The sequence below is a fragment of the Anaerobacillus sp. QJM3NY_32 genome, from assembly GCF_056173645.1.
In genome coordinates, this window is sequence record NZ_CM149684.1 from 2671106 (window position 1) to 2690189 (window position 19084).

Genomic DNA, 19084 nt, shown 5'->3' on the forward strand with positions numbered 1-19084 from the left:
TATGCAATAATTCGCAACCCATGCAAATTATTGCATGCTAGATTTTTCAATTTCGTGTTTTTCCATTTTATAATACAAATTTCGAAGTGACACTCCTAACGCCTTTGCCGTGGCAGTTTTATTCCCACCGTAATGCTCAAGAGTTTGCTGAATCGTTTTCCTCTCAAATTCATCAACTAACTGGGATAGCATTTTGTCAGGGGTACGTTCTACCGACAATAAATCAGCGTCTTTCTTTTCGCTTAATAAGGACGGAAGATGTTCAAGGTCAATCATGGTTTCAGATGTATCCATATGAATAACAATTCTACCAAGTACATTTTCAAATTCTCTAACGTTTCCAGGCCAATCATAGCTTTTTAAATAATCAATAGCTGATGACGTAATCCCCTCAACGTTTCTTCCATAATCTTGGTTGATTTTTGTAAGAAGATGCTCAGCAAGTGAAGCAATATCTTCTTTGCGTTGCCTTAGTGGAGGGATTTGGATCGGTAAACGATTTAATCGATAGTATAAATCTTCCCTAAATGAACCATCGATTATTCTTTTTTCAAGTTTTGCATTGGTGGCTGCAATAATTCTTACATTGATGGAAACCGGCTTCGCTCCACCCACTCGAACAATTTCACGTTCCTGAAGAACGCGAAGAAGCTTCGCCTGTGTACCTAATGACACCTCTCCAATTTCATCAAGAAAAATACTTCCGCCATTCGCTTCTTCAAAAAGTCCTCGTTTCCCCCCTTGACGGGCACCTGAAAACGCACCGTCCTCATAGCCAAAAAGTTCACTTTCAAATAGTGATTCTGAAATAGCCGCACAGTTCACTCTAACAAACTTGTTGTACTTACGATCACTGGCATTATGTATGGCATGTGCAAATAGTTCTTTCCCAGTCCCGGATTCTCCACGGAGGAGCACGGTTGCTGGTGTAGAGGCTGCAAGCTTTGCTTGCTGGACAGAAAACGTCATTTCTTCTGATTTCCCTATAATATCTTCAAATGAATATTTCGCTTCAAGCGTTCGAATAATTTGTCTTGCTCTCTGCAGTTGACTATTCAATGAATGAAGTTCTGAAATATCGTGAATGACGCCTACACTGCCCTTCAATCTGCCATCGACAATAACCGGAGAAACATTAACAACAACTTCTCTCTTACTCGGTCCAACCTTCATCTGAACACCACGCACAGGCTTCCTGGTCCTTAATACACGCATATGCATGCTTTCACCTTCAGATATGTCTGTACTCGCCGGCTTGCCAATAACTTGGTCATGTTCAAGACCCGTTAACCTCGTATAAGCCGGATTGATCATTAGACCTTTCCCTTGTTCATCAACAACAGAAATCGCTTCATCAGATGATTGAATAATGGCTTCAAGCATTGACTGCACGCTTTTTAAATTAGTAACTTCTTGTGCCATTTGCTCAATAGCTGTCATGTCTTTAAAAACCGCTAATGCGCCAATTCGTCTGCCTTCATCATCAAACATCGGGATTCGTGTCGTAATAATTTTTTTCCCATTTGGAAGAAGCTGCTCTTGATTAATTTCCGGCTGGCCGGAAGATAAAACCCGAGGCAACATGCTAGAGGCCATGAGAGACCCAATTATTTTTCCACCAGCATGTGTTTTGGAAATTCCAGTAATTTTCTCAGCACTCCGATTAAATAACGTCACTTCTTCATTTATATTGACCGCAATCATACCGTCATGAGTAGAATCAAGAATAATTTCCTGCTGTTTTGATTGATGGCGTAAAGTGTCAATTAAATCTTCTTTTTCTTCAATTAACTTAAGGACGATGTTAGCAACTGAACCTGGAATCAATACAGTATGCTTCTCTCGCATGTCTCTAATCTCTTCAAAAACACTCTCATTTCCAGTAGCTTCAACAATGACATCGATTTCAAAACGCTTTAGTGCAACTTTCCAATTGTCAAAAACAGCAATGCCGCTTTGACGAGCTTTAAGAATACCAGGCGCATCTAAATTACAATCAACCATTGCAATAACATTCATCATTTCAGTCTCTTGTAAGATATCCAAAAGTGCTACCCCGCCTTTTCCGGCACCTACAATCATACATGTTCGCAAATATTCATCACCTGCATCCTATACATGCAATATATTTCATACCTATCATACATCTCTTTTCTTATTTTGACAAATCATGCATGGTTCACTTTTTTGACTATGTTAACTTATCGTGTTGATTATCCATTTAGTATTTCTCAATGCCGTTGTAACAAAATCCGGTACAAACACGCATAGACACTTTATTCAGAGTTCGCTACAATAACACTAGTGATGTCTAGAAAGGGTGCGCGGGTAATGAGGTTAATCGCTTTACTTATCGTATTAATACCAGGGATTTTAGGAGTAATCGGTATTAAATTAATGAGAGACGTTCTTTTCGGTGTACTTAACCCACCGTTCAATTCTCTTATTGTTCAATTCATTCTCGGTCTAGTCTTTCTTATAGCCGGTCTTTCTTTTGTCGGTGGGTTTATTTTCTATCGTGATCGTAAGCGAAATAAAGTGCAGCAGAAATTTTCTTCAAAGAAACAATAACAAAAAAACAAAGCCCTTTTGATTTCGGGCTTTGTTTTTCGTTATAAATTATTTAATAGTGCACTTTACCTGCTATGAGAATAATTATCCATATTGTGCTCAATGCGAAGCTTATCGGCAACCATCGCAATGAATTCACTATTTGTTGGTTTTGCTTTTGACATGCTTACTGTATAACCAAACAGATTGGAAATAGACTCCACATTCCCTCGACTCCATGCTACTTCGATTGCATGACGGATAGCCCGCTCAACTCTTGAAGAGGTTGTATTGAATTTCTTTGCGATATCTGGATACAAGACCTTCGTAATAGATCCAAGTAGTTCAATATCATTGTAAACCATCGTGATCGCTTCTCTCAAATACATGTAACCTTTAATATGTGCAGGAACTCCAATTTCATGAATAATACTAGTGATACTTGCATCAAGGTTTCTTGGTCTGTTTTCTCGTTGCGGGCGTTTGTATGATCCGCCATTTGTGGTAAACGTTGTTTTCTTACCACTTACCTGCCTCACATGGCTTGCCAAATTATCCATATCAAACGGCTTCAAAATAAAGTAGGATGCTCCAAGGTCCACAGCTTTTTTGGTTACATCCTCTTGTCCGAACGCAGTAAGCATAATAACGCTACAAGTGTAATTCATTTCACGTAAGCGTTCCAGAACTGCTAGGCCATCGAGATGAGGCATGATAATATCTAGAACAAGTACATCAGGCTCGTGATCTTCAAGCACTTCCAAGCACTCCTGACCATTGGAAGCGGTTCCGACTACCTCCATATCCTCCTGTCGTGACATATATTCCTCAATCAAATTAACTAATTCGCGATTATCATCAGCTAAACATACTTTTATTTTTTGCACGGTTCCGTCTCTCCTTCCACAAGTTTGGTTACCGTAGTATAGACATTCAACGGATTTGGTAAATTTCCTCTAAAATTTCTAAAAACTTTTAAAAACAATATTTATTCCACATAATTCTTAGCTATTCTTCAATTTACTACACGTTACTCTTTTTTCTGAATACTCTTTCAATTTTGTCGAATTTTCTTCATCCACAGTATATCATGGTTGAAAAACGAAAGAAAGCGAACAGTGAGCTTTTTTTAGCTCGCTGTTCGCTTCTCATGACGACTTTCTTCATAAATATTAATCCCAGCCTCTTCAAGCATCCATTCAATGTGAACACCATAGCCTGAAGTGGAATCATTGACGAACACATGCGTGACTGCACCGATTACTTTTCCCTCTTGAATAATCGGACTTCCACTCATTCCCTGTACAATTCCACCTGTTTCTTTTAATAGTTCAGAATCCGTTACCTTAATAACCATTCCTTTTGTAGCTGGAAACTTCTGTGGTATTGAACTGATCACTTCTACATCGTATTCTTTTACTTCACTACCTTTAACCACTGTTAATATTTTGGCAGGACCTTCCTTCACTTGGTGAGAAAGTGCAATAGGCATTGGTTGGTCATACATGCCTTTTTTGACTTCATCATTCATTTCTCCAAAGATTCCAAATGGACTGTTGCGCGTAATCGTTCCAAGCTTTTGGGCCGTATTAGAAAATCTAGCCAGCTTCTCACCTGGATGTCCATTGCTCCCTTTTTCAATAGAAGTGACAGATGATGGATAAATTTCTCCATGGTTCACTACAATTGGCTTTTTTGTATCCATATCAGATATAACGTGTCCGAGTGCACCATACTTCTTTGTATTAGGATGGTAAAATGTTAATGTTCCAACTCCAGCTGCAGAATCACGTATATATAATCCAATCCGGTATGATTCATTTTGTTTATCTTTCACCGGAATCAGCTTCTTACTTAATTCTTCATTTTCTCTCACGATTGTAACTTTTAGTGCATTACCGTCGCTACCGGCTTTCTTAACAATTGTTCCAATATCACTCATTTTCTTAACGGTCTGACCATTGATCTTAGTAATAATATCGCCAACTTGTATATCTGCTATTTCTCCCGGAGAACGATCTCCCTCATTTGTATGAATTAAATGGTGGCCAACTACTAACACCCCACGTGTGTTTAATTTAACACCTATAGACTGTCCTCCAGGTATAACCTTAAAATCAGGAAGAACTTTCACGCCAACTTTTTTGACCGGGAAATCGCCTACCGTTAAATCCAGAATATCAGAACCGCTTTTTTTGCCGTTTATCGTAAGGTTGCTTTGCTGCTGATCTAGGCTTGCCACTTCTGTACTTCCTAGCGAAGCAACAGCGGGTATTACAGATGAGATCCTAGTTTGATCTCCTTCGAACATGATAATCTCGTCTGGGATAGTTAAAAATAATTGTACTGGCTTTGAAAAACCAAGTGCAATTAAAAAACCAAGGAGAACTACGCCTAACAATTTACGAAACATCTCTATCTTCAATCCTTCACTCTCCTCGCTCTTGCTCACACCTCCAACATGGCTGTATCTATAATTTTGCCTTGAGTCGCGGTTATTATAACCTCTAAAAATGAAAATGCTACCCTGAGTTGGATAGCATTTCAAATCATGATTTTATTTGGTTCGCTTGATGCAATAATTCTCTCGCATGTTTCTTTGTTAGCTCTGTCATTTCAGCGCCAGATATCATTCTTCCAAGTTCTTCAATTTGTTCTTCATCACTTAAATTACCAACACTTGTCTTTGTTCGCCCTTCACCCGTTTCTTCTTTAGAAATATAAAGGTGATGGTCAGCCATTGCGGCAACCTGAGGAAGATGTGTAATAACAAGAACTTGTGAACCAGAAGAAAGGCGCTGAATCTTCTCAGCCATCGCTTGAGCAACTCTTCCACTAACACCTGTATCAACCTCATCAAAAATAATAGAGGTTATTCCCTGGTGTTTTGAAAAGATGGATTTTAACGCTAGCATTATACGTGATAATTCTCCGCCAGATGCTGTTTTTGAAAGCTCTTTAAGCGGCTCACCTGGATTTGTAGAGATCATGAAATCAATATCATCTTGTCCTGATCTGTGAAAGGATTCTTTTTTATTATTTAAGTCGTTAAAATGAATAGCAAATTCTGTCTTTCCCATATATAAATCTCTAAGTTCATGATGAATCGCCTCTACAAGATCACTGGCGACCTTTTTACGAAGTCTTGTAAGGTTTTCCGCTTCTACGGTCAGGTCCGCTTTAATACCTTTTAAATTGGATTCAAGCTCTTCTACGCGGTCTTCTCTATTTACAAGTTCATCGACTTCATCTTCAATAGAAGCAGCATATTCCAAAATTTCTTCTACCGATTCACCGTATTTCCTTTTGAGCACCTGTATTTCATTAAGACGCTCTTCTACAAAATCTAGACGAGCAGGATCAAATTCAAGTTGATCTCGATATGTATTTAACTTTCCAGCCGTTTCTTCAAGCAGATAAAATTGATTAGCTACTTCTTCGTGGTATCCTTGTAATTCCTCATCAAGATCAGTTACTGATTCAAGTTGCGCCATCGCAAGTCCTACCCAGTCTAATCCTTTATTATCTCCATGCAGAGAATGATAGACATCTTGAAGAGCAGAAAATAATTTCTCAAAATTGCCAAGACGTAGCTTCTCTTCCATTAATTCTTCATCTTCATTTGGAGATAATTCTGCTTTTGAAATTTCTTCAAGTTGGTATTGAATTAAATCTAATCTATGTGCCATTTGTTGTTCGTTTTCTGTCAGATTCTTCATCTGCTGCTGAATTTTCTTGTATCTTTGAAAAATGTCTCGATATTCCACTAACGCCGGACTAATAGCACGGTCACCAAATTGATCGAGCAACGTTAAATGTTTGTCTGATTGCATCAAATCTTGGTGTTCATGCTGCCCATGTATATCAATAAGTGTTTGACCAATTTCCCTTAAAATCCCGAGTGTGACTAACTTTCCATTGACTCGACAAATGCTCTTACCAGTATTTGAGATATCACGTCGCAATACGACCATATCATCAGTAAACTCAATCCCAACGTCCTCAAGTTTTTGAACTGTTGGATGCTCAGGTTCAATGTGAAACAACCCTTCGATTTCTGCTTTTTTTGTTCCATAACGAACGAATTCAGCAGAACCTCTCCCACCAACTAAAAGTCCAATGGCATCTATGATAATGGATTTACCTGCGCCCGTTTCTCCAGTAAGGACTGTTAATCCACGATCAAATGAAACGGTGATCGCTTCTATGATCGCAAAATTACGAATGGATAGTTCCGCTAACATATTCTCCCACCTTCAAAAGATCCTCTTTCATTTTCCTAAAGCATGTCAATAAAGCGTTGTGATAACATAGGTGCAGCATCAGCACTTTTGCAAATGATTAATATAGTATCATCTCCGCTAATGTTTCCCATGATTTCTTCCCAGTCTAAATTATCTATTAGCGCACCAATCGCATTCGCATTACCAGGAAGCGTTTTCATAACGATAAGATGATCCGCATGATCTATGCTAATAAATGCATCTGTTAATGTTCTCTTCAATTTCTGAAGTGGATTAAAGCGCTGATCTGCAGGAAGACTGTATTTGTATCTACCATCAATTGTTGGCACTTTAACAAGATGAAGTTCTTTAATATCCCGTGAAACAGTGGCTTGAGTTACATTAAAGCCAGCGCTCTTCAGGCAATACACAAGTTCATCTTGTGTTTCAACATCTTGATTGGCAATCATTTCACGAATTTTGATATGACGTTGTCCTTTATTCATTGTATAACCTCCAGAAGTTCCGGTAAGTAAAATCTGACAGCCTTATTATATAGCCACGCTTCTCTTTTGTATAGACCCTCATAAATATTCACTCGTAAAAAGATATTTTCTGGACTAAATACGAATAAACTTCTCTGGTACAGTGACGAACGAGAAAAAGGACACACAGCGTGTATCCTCTATAACTTTTGATGCGCTTCTTCTACAACTTCTTCAGGCGTAGGAATTGTTTCGTTAACCATATCCTGCTGCCAGCCCAAGTATAATAAAAATTCGATATTTCCTTCACCACCGGTTATTGGAGAAAAAGAGATGCCTTTGATCTGATAGCCTTCTTTAGTCGCGAAGTCCATCATTTCTTTTAGTACACGTAAGTGAATTTTTTTATCACGTACGATTCCTTTTTTCCCAACTTCTCCTCTTCCAGCTTCGAATTGAGGTTTTACAAGTGCAATCACTTCTCCATTTTCTTTTAAGATCTGCTTAAGAACTGGCAAAATCAATTTTAAGGAAATAAAGGAGACATCTATGGTGGCAAGATCTGGCAACCCCTGTTCAAAGTCTGCTTTCTCTGCATATCTAAAATTTGTTCTTTCTTTAACAACTACTCGGTCATCTACACGTAATTTCCAAGCTAATTGATTATAACCAACATCAAGTGCATACACGAGTGAAGCACCATTTTGCAGCGCGCAATCCGTAAACCCACCTGTAGATGAGCCGATATCCAATACAACTTTGTTTTCGGTGAGAAGAGAGAAGACGTTAATCGCCTTCTCAAGTTTTAAACCACCGCGTCCAACATAACGAAGCGTATCACCTTTTATTTGTAAACTAATGTCTTCTGCTACTTTCACACCCGGCTTGTCCATTCTTTCTGTTTCCGAAAATACAAGGCCAGCCATGATCGCTCTTTTTGCTTTTTCTCTTGTATCGATTAGTCCACGATTAACAAGGATTACATCAAGTCTTTCCTTCTTAGCCATTCTCTTTTATGCCCTCTTTTGTTTTGCTGGAATTATTTTCTTTGCTTTCGCAACAATATCATCTGGAGTTAAGCCGATTTCTTTTAATAGTTCATTGACACTGCCGTGTTCAATATATGCATCTGGTATGCCCATTCTTTGAATTGTACCGTGTTGATAACCGCTGTCATTCACATATTCAAGTATAGCACTACCAAATCCACCTTGAAGAATCGCTTCCTCCACTGTTAACATCGGAATTCCTTCTTGCATAAGTTCAGCCATCATTTTCTCATCAAGAGGCTTAATAAAACGAGCATTAATTACTCGAGCTGAGATGCCTTCTTGTTCAAGTTTCTCTGCAGCTTTCAAAAGGTCTTGAAGCGTAGGACCAAAAGAAAGGAGTGCGACATCTGTTCCTTCGCGAATCACTTCCCAAGTACCAATTGGAATTTCTTTTAAGTCTTTATCCATCTTCGTACCGATGCCATTTCCTCGCGGATACCGAACTGCAATCGGTCCTTGATTATACTTCATTCCAGTATTCACCATATGTTGCAATTCATTCTCATCTTTAGCCATCATTAAGACCATGTTCGGTAAATGACGAAGGAACGAGATATCGAATACTCCCTGATGTGTTTCCCCGTCTGCTCCGACAAGACCAGAACGATCAACTGCAAGAAATACGTTTAGATTCTGCCTGCACACGTCGTGAACAAGCTGATCATAGGCTCTTTGGAGAAACGTGGAGTAGATAGATAAGACAGGCTTCAGATTTTGTGTAGCAAGTCCTGCAGCCATCGTTGTAGCATGCTGTTCTGCAATTCCTACATCAAAAAGTCTTTCTGGAAATTGCTTTTCGAACGCTTCCCATTTTGAACCAACTGTCATAGCTGGCGTAATAACAGAAATGCGATCATCTTTTTCAGCGAGCTTCCGTACTGTTTCACTTACTACCTTACTGTAGCCTGGGGCAGCAACTTTCGGTTTAATCTGTTCACCAGCTTCGATTTTATAAGGACTGACACCGTGCCATACACCGATCTGATCGCTTTCAGCCGGTTGATAACCTTTTCCTTTTTTTGTTAACACGTGGATAAGGACAGGCCCTTTTGTTTTCTTAGCGTACTTAATATTCTCCATTAGAGCTTCAACGTCATGCCCATCTACTGGTCCAAGGTAGGTAAATCCAAGTTCTTCAAAGAAAATACCAGACACCAATAGATATTTTAGAGCATCTTTAACACGCTCAGCAGTCGATGCAAGCGCACCACCGAAAGCAGGGATTTTCTTAAGCAAATATTCAAGCTCTTCTTTCGCTTTATGATATTTACCTGCTGTACGAAGTTTTCCTAGAATATTATGAAGTGCTCCAACATTAGGAGCAATCGACATTTCGTTATCATTTAAAATCACTAGCATATCTTTCTGCTCATGACCAATATGGTTGAGCGCTTCTAAGGCCATTCCACCTGTTAATGCGCCATCCCCTATGATCGCGACAACACTCTCGTCGCTTCCTTTCATATCACGAGCAGCAGCCATACCCATCGCCGCAGATAATGATGTAGAACTATGACCAGTTTCCCAAACGTCATGCTCACTCTCATTTCGCTTAGGGAATCCACAAAGACCTTTGTATTTTCGCAAAGTATCAAATCTAGAAGCTCGTCCTGTCAGAATTTTATGAACGTATGCTTGGTGTCCTACATCCCAGATAAATTTATCTTTTGGACTATCATAAATTTTGTGAAGAACGATTGTCAGTTCAACCACACCAAGGTTAGGACCAAGATGTCCACCAGTTTCAGACAATTTATTAATTAAAAAACTTCTAACTTCTTCTGCAAGCTCGGTCATTTCATTGATATCATAATTTTTGAGAAACTTAGGATTCTCAATCTTTTCTAAATCCATGGGAATGTCCTCCCCTTCTTATTTCGATTTACGGTTTCCCTTTTTCTTTTTGGATTGGTTGCCTACCATTTTAATTTTAAATGTTTTTTCTACATAATATAAGAACCGACCTACTTGAAAAATGATTCCAGTAGAAAAATGGATCGCAAACGTTTTTCCGAGCGCTTTTCCTCCGACCGTCAACGCAGCTATGACGCTGGTAAATACTACTGATACTATATATTGAAACAAAGATCCATCGCTATGTCCAAGTTGAAGTGTTAATTGTACGACAACGGTTGCGGAGGCTGTACCACTTATAATACCCGAAATATCACCAATTACATCATTACAGAAGCTTGCTACGCGATCTGCGTTACGTGTAACAAAAATTGCATGCTTCGCCCCGGTTAGGCGTTCAGCAGCCATGGCGTGGAAGGGTACCTCATTTGCTGCTGTTGAAGCAACCCCAATTGTATCAAAGAAAATACCAATTAGAACGATTAATAATACTACAATCATACCAATTGCCCAAGATACACCACTTAATACTGCCGTCGATATAATTGAAAAAATAGCCGCTAACACAAGTGTGATAACGGCAATAGCTAAACTCCAGTTTATGGATTTTGATACGGAAGCTTTCATATCTACTCCTTGTCCATTATATAATTACATAAAAATAGGTATCCATCTGGCAGGAATTCATGGGGTCAGTTCGTTTCCCCCTGTTCCCTGTCAGTTGAACACCCCTTTACTCATATGTATTGAAGAGTGGTCACTTAAAGAGTAAAGACTGCGGCTTAGGTCCAGTAGGTTTTCCCAGATAGATACCTGAACGTCGCCATTCAGGCGGTTTCCCTTTATATCTATCTTAGCGTAGTCACCATGCGCTAGACTGGATTACCACTTAGTCCGCACTATAATCCCCTTTAAGTGTCACTCGGAACAGTCTAGGAGTTTTCCTCAACAGTTCCACACATTTCCTAGCCTCTTTTGCAGAGCAGATTTCATATGGGTGGTAGGAAAAAAGCGGCCGGCCGAGCTGCAAATTTCCAATAATCCATAATCCCCTCTAGCTCCACTCAAGGCAGGCTACGCTGTTCAACTGCGTTCCCATGCAGCTGCAACAGGTTCATACCCCAATTCATAGCAGGCAGCGTTAACCGCTCTACTACAAGAATGGGCCTCCGCGGAAGCAGGGTCAACGCCCACATGCCTTTGTGGATCGCCCTGCGACCTTAACTCCCAGCATCGACCCAAGTCTGGGCGACTCAAGCCAACACCAGGAACTTCATCGATGTGCCCTATGGCGGATTTTTAGGCCCGCCTTCAGAAATGGCGAACTGACTAGAATACTGCACCACTCAATCTTAACTTATTATACCACAGGTTATGATTATGCTCAATTATATGTTAATGATCACGCTCTACAATAAACTTTGCAATCGACCTTAATCTATTTTCCTTTATGTTAGCGGCAGAAAGGTGAGATAATCCCTCATCAAAATGATGCTTTAATTTTTCTTTAGCGCCCTTTAAGGACAGAAGCTTAGGATATGTGCTTTTCTCGTTATTCTCATCACTTCCTGGTTGTTTACCAATCTTGCCTTCATCTCCTTCAACATCAAGGATATCGTCACTTATTTGGAAAGATAACCCGATGTGCTCACCGAATGCTTGGAGATGTTCCCGTTGAAGTGGCGAAGCATTTCCAATAATCGCCCCTGCCATAATGGAAAACATAAGAAGCTTCCCAGTCTTATGATGATGAATATACTCAAGTTGTTCTAACGTTAATGCTTGTTTTTCACCATCCAAATCTGCCATTTGCCCCCCAACCATACCCGAAGGTCCAGCAGCATGAGACAATAACTTAATAAGCTCTACTTTTTGCTCGCTCGTTAAGTTGGAGTCTGCAATAAGTTCAAAGCTTTGGGTTAAAAGGGCATCACCAGCTAGAATAGCCGCCGCTTCGCCGAAAACGATGTGGTTTGTAGGTTTTCCTCGACGCAAATCATCATTGTCCATAGCGGGCAAATCATCATGAATTAGCGAATACGTATGAATCATTTCTACAGCACAGGCAATGGGAATTGCTTGATCAATCGATTCGCCAAATGCTTCTACAGTAGCAAGCATTAATATCGGGCGGATCCGCTTCCCTCCCGCATGAATCGAATACAACATCGCTTCTTTTAATGATTCTGGCATTTCAAGATGATTAATATATGAAGGCAGTTCTTGATCAAGCAGTTTTTTACACTCATTCATATAAGAGCTAAGATCTTGGATCACGCTTCATCCTCCTGCACAGAAAAACGCTTGATTTCACCGTTTTCCTCAACAATTTGATCCATTTTCCCTTCAACGGATTGTAGTTTTTCATGACAGATGTTTGATAAGTTCATCCCCTCTTGAAAGAGTGAAATAGCTTTTTCAAGAGGAACGTTTCCCTCTTCTAAGGCCCCTACGATTTGTTCTAACTTTTCCATTGCTTCTTCAAATGTGACGTTCTCATTTTTCTCCATTCGAATCACTCTCCTCTAATCCCCATACATGGCAATCAATTTTTCCATCTGTCATTTCAAGTTTAAGAACATCTCCAGGTTGGACCTGACTAACAGACTTAATGAGTTCTTCTTCTTTATATGCAAGACTATACCCCCGCTCCATTACTTTCAATGGGCTTAATGCATTCAATTTCCCAGCAGCAAGTGAGAAATCACGTTGTTTTCCAACTAAAACACGTTGCATTTCCTTATTCAAAGAATTCTTGAGCTCTACAAGCTCTTGACTCGCTTCTTTTAGAAGTTTTTGGGGGTGCTGCTTTTTTAATTGCTTATGGTTTCGATCGACTTGTTCTTTTGTATACGACAATAACCGCTTCATATTTCTCTGCAATCGCTCTACTTGCAAATCAAGCTCTTGTTCCTTTTGCTTCAATAGTTGATCTGGATAGCGAAAAGCATAAGACTTTTGGAGGTTTGACAGCCGATCTCGATCGGAGACAAGTTTTTCTTGCATTACTCTCATGAGTCTATGTACTCTTTGATCAACTCGCTCTTTCAATTCCACTACACTAGGGACTGCTAATTCAGCAGCACCAGTTGGTGTCGGCGCTCTTAAGTCAGCAACGAAATCCGCAATCGTAAAGTCCGTTTCATGGCCTACCGCAGAAATAATCGGTACGTGCGACCTAGCAATACTTCTTGCGACTTCTTCTTCATTAAATGCCCATAGTTCTTCAATAGATCCACCGCCACGCCCCACAATCAGCACATCAATCATTTTCATCGCATTCGCCATCTCTATGGCTTGAACAATCGATCCCTTAGCACGATTTCCCTGCACGAGAACGGGAAAAACCGTAATTCGCGCAGCTGGATACCGTCTTTTAATTGTCGTGAAAATATCTCGAATGGCCGCTCCAGTAGGGGAAGTAATAACGCCAATTTCTGTAGGATAGCGTGGAATTTGCTGTTTGAGGTTATCAGAAAACAATCCTTCAAATTCGAGTTTTCGTTTCAGCTCTTCGTAAGCTAAATAAAGATTACCAATTCCATCAGGCTGCATTTCTTTTGCGTAGAGCTGATATTGGCCATATGGCTCAAACACAGATATTTCTCCACGGATCAGTACTTTCATTCCGCTTTCGGGTTTGAATTTCATATGCCGATTATTTCCTGCAAACATGACAGCCTGAACACGTGATTTATCATCTTTAACTGTAAAGTAAAGATGTCCTCGATTGTGAAGCTTCACATTGGATAATTCGCCACGCAACCAGACATCTTGCAGTGCAGGTTCATTATCAATCATTCGCTTAACATGTCTCGTAAGCGCCGTTACCGAAATATAGCGATCCGCTTTCACAACTATCCCCTCCTACTTAAATTAGCTTTTTTGGATGATCTTAGAGAGGACACCATTCACAAAACGCCCTGATTCTTCTCCACCGAATAACTTCGCAAGTTCAACGGCTTCATTTAAACTAACGTTAACGGGTATATCATCTCTGACTACCATTTCATAAGAAGCCATGCGTAGTACTGAACGGTCAACATTTCCGATCCGATTAAATGTCCAGTTCACAAGATTTTCTTTAATGACTTCATCAATTTTTTCGAGGTTCTCAAGCGTTCCGAAGACAAGCTCAGATAGAAACTCGTCACCTTCTCCCTCATTTAAAACGTGTTGAAGAGCCTCACGTGGATCGGTGTCTGTTACATCTATTTGAAACAATACCTGGATGGCTTTTTCTCTTGCATGTCTTCTTTTCATTGCTATACTCCCTTTACGCTAATATTGCTATACCAATAAATAATAGCATACTGTAGAGGACAAATACAGGTTTTGCAATGTCCAATTGTTTTCACAAACAAAAAAGCAGGGGGACAATCCCCGCTGCTTATTCTTCGTTCTCTGGTTCTTTTTTATCAAATGTAATGCCTACAACACTCACGTTGACGGCACTGATTTCTAGAGCAGTCATTGTAAGAAGGGCCTGACGGATATTTTCCTGAACCTTCTCACATACTTCCGGAATGGATAAACCATAGCTTACCACCACATAGGCATCTAAGATGATCCCATCTTCATCAAGTTCCACCTTGACGCCTTTTCGATGATCCTTTCGCCCAAAGCGTTCTACAACACCAGAGGCGAAATTCCCTCTCATCTCTGCTACACCATCAACTTCAGAAGCTGCAATACTTCCAATGACTTCGATAACTTCAGGTGAAATCTCTACTTTTCCAAGACCAGTATCGTGCTCTTCCATTTCAAATGATTGAAGTTCATTCATTCTGAACACCTCACTTAGAATTCATTGATTGCTCTGTTAAATCATATTTCTCAAGAAACTTTGTATTGAAATCGCCGCTTACAAATTTCTCATGATTCATAAGGCGCATATGGAACGGAATAGTTGTTTTAACACCTTCAACGACAAATTCTCCTAGTGCTCGCTTCATTCTAGCGATAGCTTCTTCTCGAGTATCAGCATAAGTAATCAGCTTTGCAACCATTGAATCATAAAAAGGTAAAATATCATACCCTGGATAAACAGCTGAATCAACTCGAACTCCAAATCCACCCGGCGGCAGGTACATTTCAACCTTACCAGGGGACGGCATAAACTTTTTGTCAGGATCTTCTGCGTTGATACGGCACTCAATCGCCCATCCTTTAAACGTCACATCTTCTTGTTTGTATCGAAGTTCTTCATCAGAAGCTGCTCGGATTTGTTCCTTAATTAAGTCAATACCCGTTACCATCTCAGTCACAGGGTGCTCAACTTGAATGCGCGTATTCATTTCCATAAAATAAAAATTCCCTGTTGGCTCAAAAATAAACTCCACAGTTCCTGCACCAGAATATTGAACGGCTTGAGCAGCTCGCACTGCCGCATCTCCCATTTTCTTTCTAATTGTTGCGTCAAGAGCTGGAGAAGGGGTTTCTTCCACTAGCTTTTGTAAACGCCTTTGGATAGAACAATCACGCTCACCTAGATGGATCGCATTCCCATGATTATCTGCAAGGACTTGGATCTCTACATGTCGGAAGTCTTCAATAAACTTTTCAATGTAAACCCCAGGGTTTCCAAATGCGGTAGAGGCTTCTTGTTGCGTAATATTGATTCCTTTTACTAATTCATTCTCATCCTTAGCAATACGGATTCCTTTACCGCCACCGCCAGCAGTCGCTTTAATAATGACGGGGTAACCCATTTCGTTCGCAAGAGCTACTGCCTCGTCAGCATCTTTAATAATCCCTTCAGAGCCAGGTACAATCGGAACTCCAGCTTCCTTCATTGTCGTTCTAGCAACGTCTTTCGTGCCCATGCGATTAATGGCTTCAGGACTAGGACCAACAAACGTCACATTGCATTCTCTACAAAGTTCAGCAAAATCGGCATTTTCAGCTAGAAAACCATATCCGGGATGAATGGCGTCAACCCCTGTCACAGTAGCAATACTCATGATATTTGTAAAATTTAAATAGCTGTCTTTTGCTGCTGTGGGTCCGATACAATAAGCTTCATCAGCAAGTCTAACATGAAGCGCATCTTTATCTGCCTGGGAATATACGGCTACTGTTTCTATTCCGAGCTCTTCACAAGCTCGTATGATTCTTACTGCTATCTCTCCGCGGTTAGCTACTAGTAATTTCTTAATCTCCATCCTATCATCACCTATGCTTTCACTAAAAACAGAGGCTGTCCGTATTCAACCAGCTGACCATCTTCAACTAGCATTTCTACGATTTCTCCATTTACCTCTGCTTCTATTTCATTAAAAAGCTTCATTGCTTCAATGATGCAGACTACGCTATCTTCCGAAACTTTTTCTCCTGTTTTCACATAAAGATCTGACTCTGGATTTGGACGAGCATAGAACGTTCCCACCATTGGGGATTCTATCTTATGTAATGATTCATCCTGTTTCTCTTCTTTTGGTTCTTCAGTAGCTTGCTCTTTTGAAGAAGACGCCACTTGCTTCACTGGCTCAGGTGCCTGTTGTGCAACGGGCTGCTGTACAGGCTGCTGTACAGGTGCCTCAGCATATTGTACGTCGTTTTTCTTTAAAACAATTTTAGACCCATCATTTTCGTATTCGAATTCATCAATGCTTGATTGATCAATAAGTTTGATCAATTCGCGAATTTCTTGAACTTTTAACAAGACTTCCACTCCCTGTCATCTTTTTTCAAATTTAGTATTTAGGAGGTTTTTCTGTGCAGAAGACACGCTCCAACTTATAGCAATTATAGCATAATAAAGATGTGTATTAGTATCTCCAGCATTCCATCTAACAAATCAAACCTCAGAATTAAGACCATTATATAAAAGCAGGTCCTAAGCCTATTCATCATATCATATCTTCAGTTTACTTGGTAGAAGGCATCTTTGCACACCGCCCTATTATAAGGGTAACAAACACAGAAAACGTTTTCACCTATAAAATATTATGTGGATTATCTATGTACGCTTACTTTAAAAATTGGTGCTTTATCTACTTTTTTTTATTTGGCAATAACCCTTCATTCTGAACGAAACTTTTTTCACAATATTTTCAGAGCATAAATGGGTCAAAACAAAAAAGATGGAGTGAACTCCATCTTTACTTTGCTGCAGCCTGAAATTCAACCGCTATTCTATGGCCTTCTCCTAACTGTTCTTCTGCTAGTACCATAATGTTGTTGGCCTCTTCATTCGAGAGTTGATCTGCTTTAACAATAACTCTTACTTTATCATCATCTAGCGTATAAACTACCGCATCGCTATACCCTTCTGACTTTATCACATTTTCCAATACAGATTCTTTTTGAGATAATGCCATCAATTCTTGACGTTGCTCATGTGCCTCATTTCTAAGGTCAGCAGATGCTTCGCTTGCAATAACTGCCGTATAGTCTTCAATCGCTGCATCTCGTTGTTCTTGAATCTCAAGTCTTATGGATGCAAAACCTTCCTCACTTGAAACACTTGAAGAAACAGTATCTCCTTCTTCTGCGTTCGTTTCTTTTGCCTCTTCTCCCTTACTTTCCTCACCACTCTGCTCTTGATCCTGATCCCCTACAAACGCTACATTATCAGTTCCAGGAGTCATAATATAATAGGCTGATAAAACAATGATTAAACTTAACATCGTTAGTAACCACACTGTTTGCTTTTTCAAAACCATTTAGGATTCCCCCTTTAATTTTTTCGGAAGCACCATGACACGGTGACTCTTGACGTCTAGCAGTCTTGTTACTGCATCCACGATCATTTTCTTTACTTCCATATTCTCTGCTCCAACCGCTACCACTACAACTCCTCGTACGACAGGCTTCTTTGTACTAACAATGATAGGCTCCTGTCCGTTGTCATTTTGAATGACGACAACTTGTTCTTCACTTGACTGTTCTTCAATCTTTCTTGAACCTCCATCATTTGGAGATTCGTCCGTATATTTATCAGTAGAAGTGCTGTTTTTCTCAACGATTTTTTCTTCTGTAGAATCTAAATTTACAATAACTGTGGCATCAGAAACTCCTGCCACTTCATCTAAAGCTTCTTTCAGCTGTGTTTCGTATACATTCTCGTATTCAGCCATAGACGACGGATTGGACTTCTTTTGACTAAAGGTAGGTTCACTATCCTTTGAGCTCGCCTGCTCTAAAAACACTTCCTGGACTTGTTCAGGTGACTGGAAAAAGCTTCCGGAAAACATGAAGATAACGCCAATCCCCGCAGCAATAATCAAATATAATAACGGGATTCCCTTTTTCTTTTTAGGCTTCTTCAATTGATCAAGCCAGCTAGTTGGTTTTTCATCCACGTTCCCTACTCTCCTCCTTTCACCTGAACTCCGACTTGTTTTGGATACAGCTCCCACTCATCTGCAAGAAAGTATGCAACCTTACGAGAGAGAGTATCCGTTGCTTCGACCTCTTCCTCCTGAATATCAATTGATACGGATACAGCATCCACTTCCTGAACAGATTTTTCTGCTCCTGCTTCATTTACTGTTACTGCAATTTGATCAATATCCTTTTCCCCATCAAGATTCTTTAACTGAAGACTAACGCTTGTGATCTCGAGGTTAAACTGGTCCCTCAACTCCTTTTCTACCTGGCTTTTCATTTGGACAGCCATTTGTTCTTCAATATATGCAGCATTGGATGCTTGTATTTCACTTTTCTTTGATTCTATCTGATTTTCCATATTTGCATTTTGAGTTGAGTCAGTGAGCGTTACTGTTCGGAGCATGGCATCAAAGTCTTTAGTGAAAATCGTGAGTATAGGAGATAAAATAACCGCCATTAACATTAAACCTATAACCATCTTTACATAACGCTGCATATTTGAATTTGGCAACAATAGTTCTAGAACTGTTGCTAGAAGAATTAACACAATAATATTTGTAATCCAGCCTGTAATAATATCCACACG

The 19084-nt window shown here is 39.9% G+C and carries 19 protein-coding genes; 1 reads left to right on the top strand and 18 read right to left on the bottom strand.

Annotation, left to right across the window (positions count from 1 at the left end; all coding sequences use genetic code 11):
- Positions 1–27: 27 nt before the first annotated feature.
- Positions 28–2094 carry a sigma 54-interacting transcriptional regulator gene (locus tag AC0VYH_RS14025; protein ID WP_475372653.1) on the bottom strand — a complete coding sequence of 689 codons (2067 nt, stop codon included), beginning with the start codon at positions 2092–2094 and terminating at the stop codon, positions 28–30.
- Between the two features lie 237 nt (positions 2095–2331).
- Here AC0VYH_RS14025 and AC0VYH_RS14030 point away from each other — a divergent pair, with 237 nt between their 5' ends.
- Entirely contained in the window at positions 2332–2571 is a 240-nt protein-coding gene (locus AC0VYH_RS14030) for a DUF2627 domain-containing protein (RefSeq protein ID WP_430244680.1), read from the top strand.
- A gap of 65 nt (positions 2572–2636) precedes the next feature.
- On the opposite strand, the gene spo0A is transcribed toward AC0VYH_RS14030, so the two are convergent.
- The 17 genes from spo0A to spoIIIAF all read right to left on the bottom strand — a co-directional run bounded on the left by spo0A (position 2637) and on the right by spoIIIAF (position 19081).
- On the bottom strand, positions 2637–3437 hold the full coding sequence (spo0A, locus tag AC0VYH_RS14035; protein WP_194222100.1) for a sporulation transcription factor Spo0A: 801 nt from the start codon (positions 3435–3437) through the stop codon (positions 2637–2639).
- A 242-nt stretch (positions 3438–3679) separates the two neighbouring features.
- Entirely contained in the window at positions 3680–4975 is a 1296-nt protein-coding gene (spoIVB, locus tag AC0VYH_RS14040) for a SpoIVB peptidase (protein ID WP_475372654.1), read from the bottom strand.
- Positions 4976–5099: 124 nt separating this feature from the next.
- Positions 5100–6794: a DNA repair protein RecN gene (gene recN / locus AC0VYH_RS14045; protein WP_194222101.1), complete on the bottom strand. Its 1695-nt coding sequence runs from the start codon at positions 6792–6794 to the stop codon at positions 5100–5102.
- A gap of 35 nt (positions 6795–6829) precedes the next feature.
- Positions 6830–7279, bottom strand: a complete 450-nt coding sequence (gene ahrC / locus AC0VYH_RS14050; protein ID WP_098444159.1) for a transcriptional regulator AhrC/ArgR — start codon at positions 7277–7279, stop codon at positions 6830–6832.
- A gap of 179 nt (positions 7280–7458) precedes the next feature.
- A complete protein-coding gene (locus tag AC0VYH_RS14055; protein ID WP_194222102.1) occupies positions 7459–8265 on the bottom strand; it encodes a TlyA family RNA methyltransferase in 807 nt (268 codons plus the stop codon).
- A gap of 6 nt (positions 8266–8271) precedes the next feature.
- Positions 8272–10164, bottom strand: a complete 1893-nt coding sequence (dxs, locus tag AC0VYH_RS14060; RefSeq protein WP_194222103.1) for a 1-deoxy-D-xylulose-5-phosphate synthase — start codon at positions 10162–10164, stop codon at positions 8272–8274.
- A gap of 18 nt (positions 10165–10182) precedes the next feature.
- Positions 10183–10791, bottom strand: a complete 609-nt coding sequence (locus tag AC0VYH_RS14065) for a CNNM metal transporter family protein (protein WP_194222104.1) — start codon at positions 10789–10791, stop codon at positions 10183–10185.
- A 768-nt stretch (positions 10792–11559) separates the two neighbouring features.
- Positions 11560–12441, bottom strand: a complete 882-nt coding sequence (locus AC0VYH_RS14070; protein ID WP_242057410.1) for a polyprenyl synthetase family protein — start codon at positions 12439–12441, stop codon at positions 11560–11562.
- Positions 12438–12674: an exodeoxyribonuclease VII small subunit gene (locus AC0VYH_RS14075; RefSeq protein WP_194222105.1), complete on the bottom strand. Its 237-nt coding sequence runs from the start codon at positions 12672–12674 to the stop codon at positions 12438–12440. The genes AC0VYH_RS14070 and AC0VYH_RS14075 overlap by 4 nt, the downstream gene beginning before the upstream one ends.
- Positions 12661–14019, bottom strand: a complete 1359-nt coding sequence (gene xseA, locus AC0VYH_RS14080) for an exodeoxyribonuclease VII large subunit (protein WP_194222106.1) — start codon at positions 14017–14019, stop codon at positions 12661–12663. The genes AC0VYH_RS14075 and xseA overlap by 14 nt, the downstream gene beginning before the upstream one ends.
- Before the next feature lie 21 nt (positions 14020–14040).
- Positions 14041–14427, bottom strand: a complete 387-nt coding sequence (gene nusB / locus AC0VYH_RS14085; protein WP_404681630.1) for a transcription antitermination factor NusB — start codon at positions 14425–14427, stop codon at positions 14041–14043.
- A gap of 127 nt (positions 14428–14554) precedes the next feature.
- Positions 14555–14950, bottom strand: coding sequence for an Asp23/Gls24 family envelope stress response protein (locus AC0VYH_RS14090; RefSeq protein ID WP_194222108.1), 396 nt, complete (start codon positions 14948–14950; stop codon positions 14555–14557).
- 10 nt (positions 14951–14960) lie between these two features.
- Positions 14961–16328: an acetyl-CoA carboxylase biotin carboxylase subunit gene (gene accC, locus AC0VYH_RS14095; protein ID WP_194222109.1), complete on the bottom strand. Its 1368-nt coding sequence runs from the start codon at positions 16326–16328 to the stop codon at positions 14961–14963.
- Positions 16329–16339: 11 nt separating this feature from the next.
- The gene (gene accB / locus AC0VYH_RS14100) at positions 16340–16828 is read right to left on the bottom strand and encodes an acetyl-CoA carboxylase biotin carboxyl carrier protein (RefSeq protein WP_194222110.1); all 489 of its coding nucleotides are present in this window, start codon (positions 16826–16828) and stop codon (positions 16340–16342) included.
- A 439-nt stretch (positions 16829–17267) separates the two neighbouring features.
- Complete coding sequence (locus tag AC0VYH_RS14105; protein ID WP_475372655.1) at positions 17268–17831, bottom strand: SpoIIIAH-like family protein; 564 nt, start codon at positions 17829–17831, stop codon at positions 17268–17270.
- Positions 17832–18470 carry a stage III sporulation protein AG gene (spoIIIAG, locus tag AC0VYH_RS14110; protein WP_475372656.1) on the bottom strand — a complete coding sequence of 213 codons (639 nt, stop codon included), beginning with the start codon at positions 18468–18470 and terminating at the stop codon, positions 17832–17834.
- A gap of 5 nt (positions 18471–18475) precedes the next feature.
- Positions 18476–19081, bottom strand: a complete 606-nt coding sequence (gene spoIIIAF / locus AC0VYH_RS14115) for a stage III sporulation protein AF (protein ID WP_475367736.1) — start codon at positions 19079–19081, stop codon at positions 18476–18478.
- Positions 19082–19084: the final 3 nt, after the last annotated feature.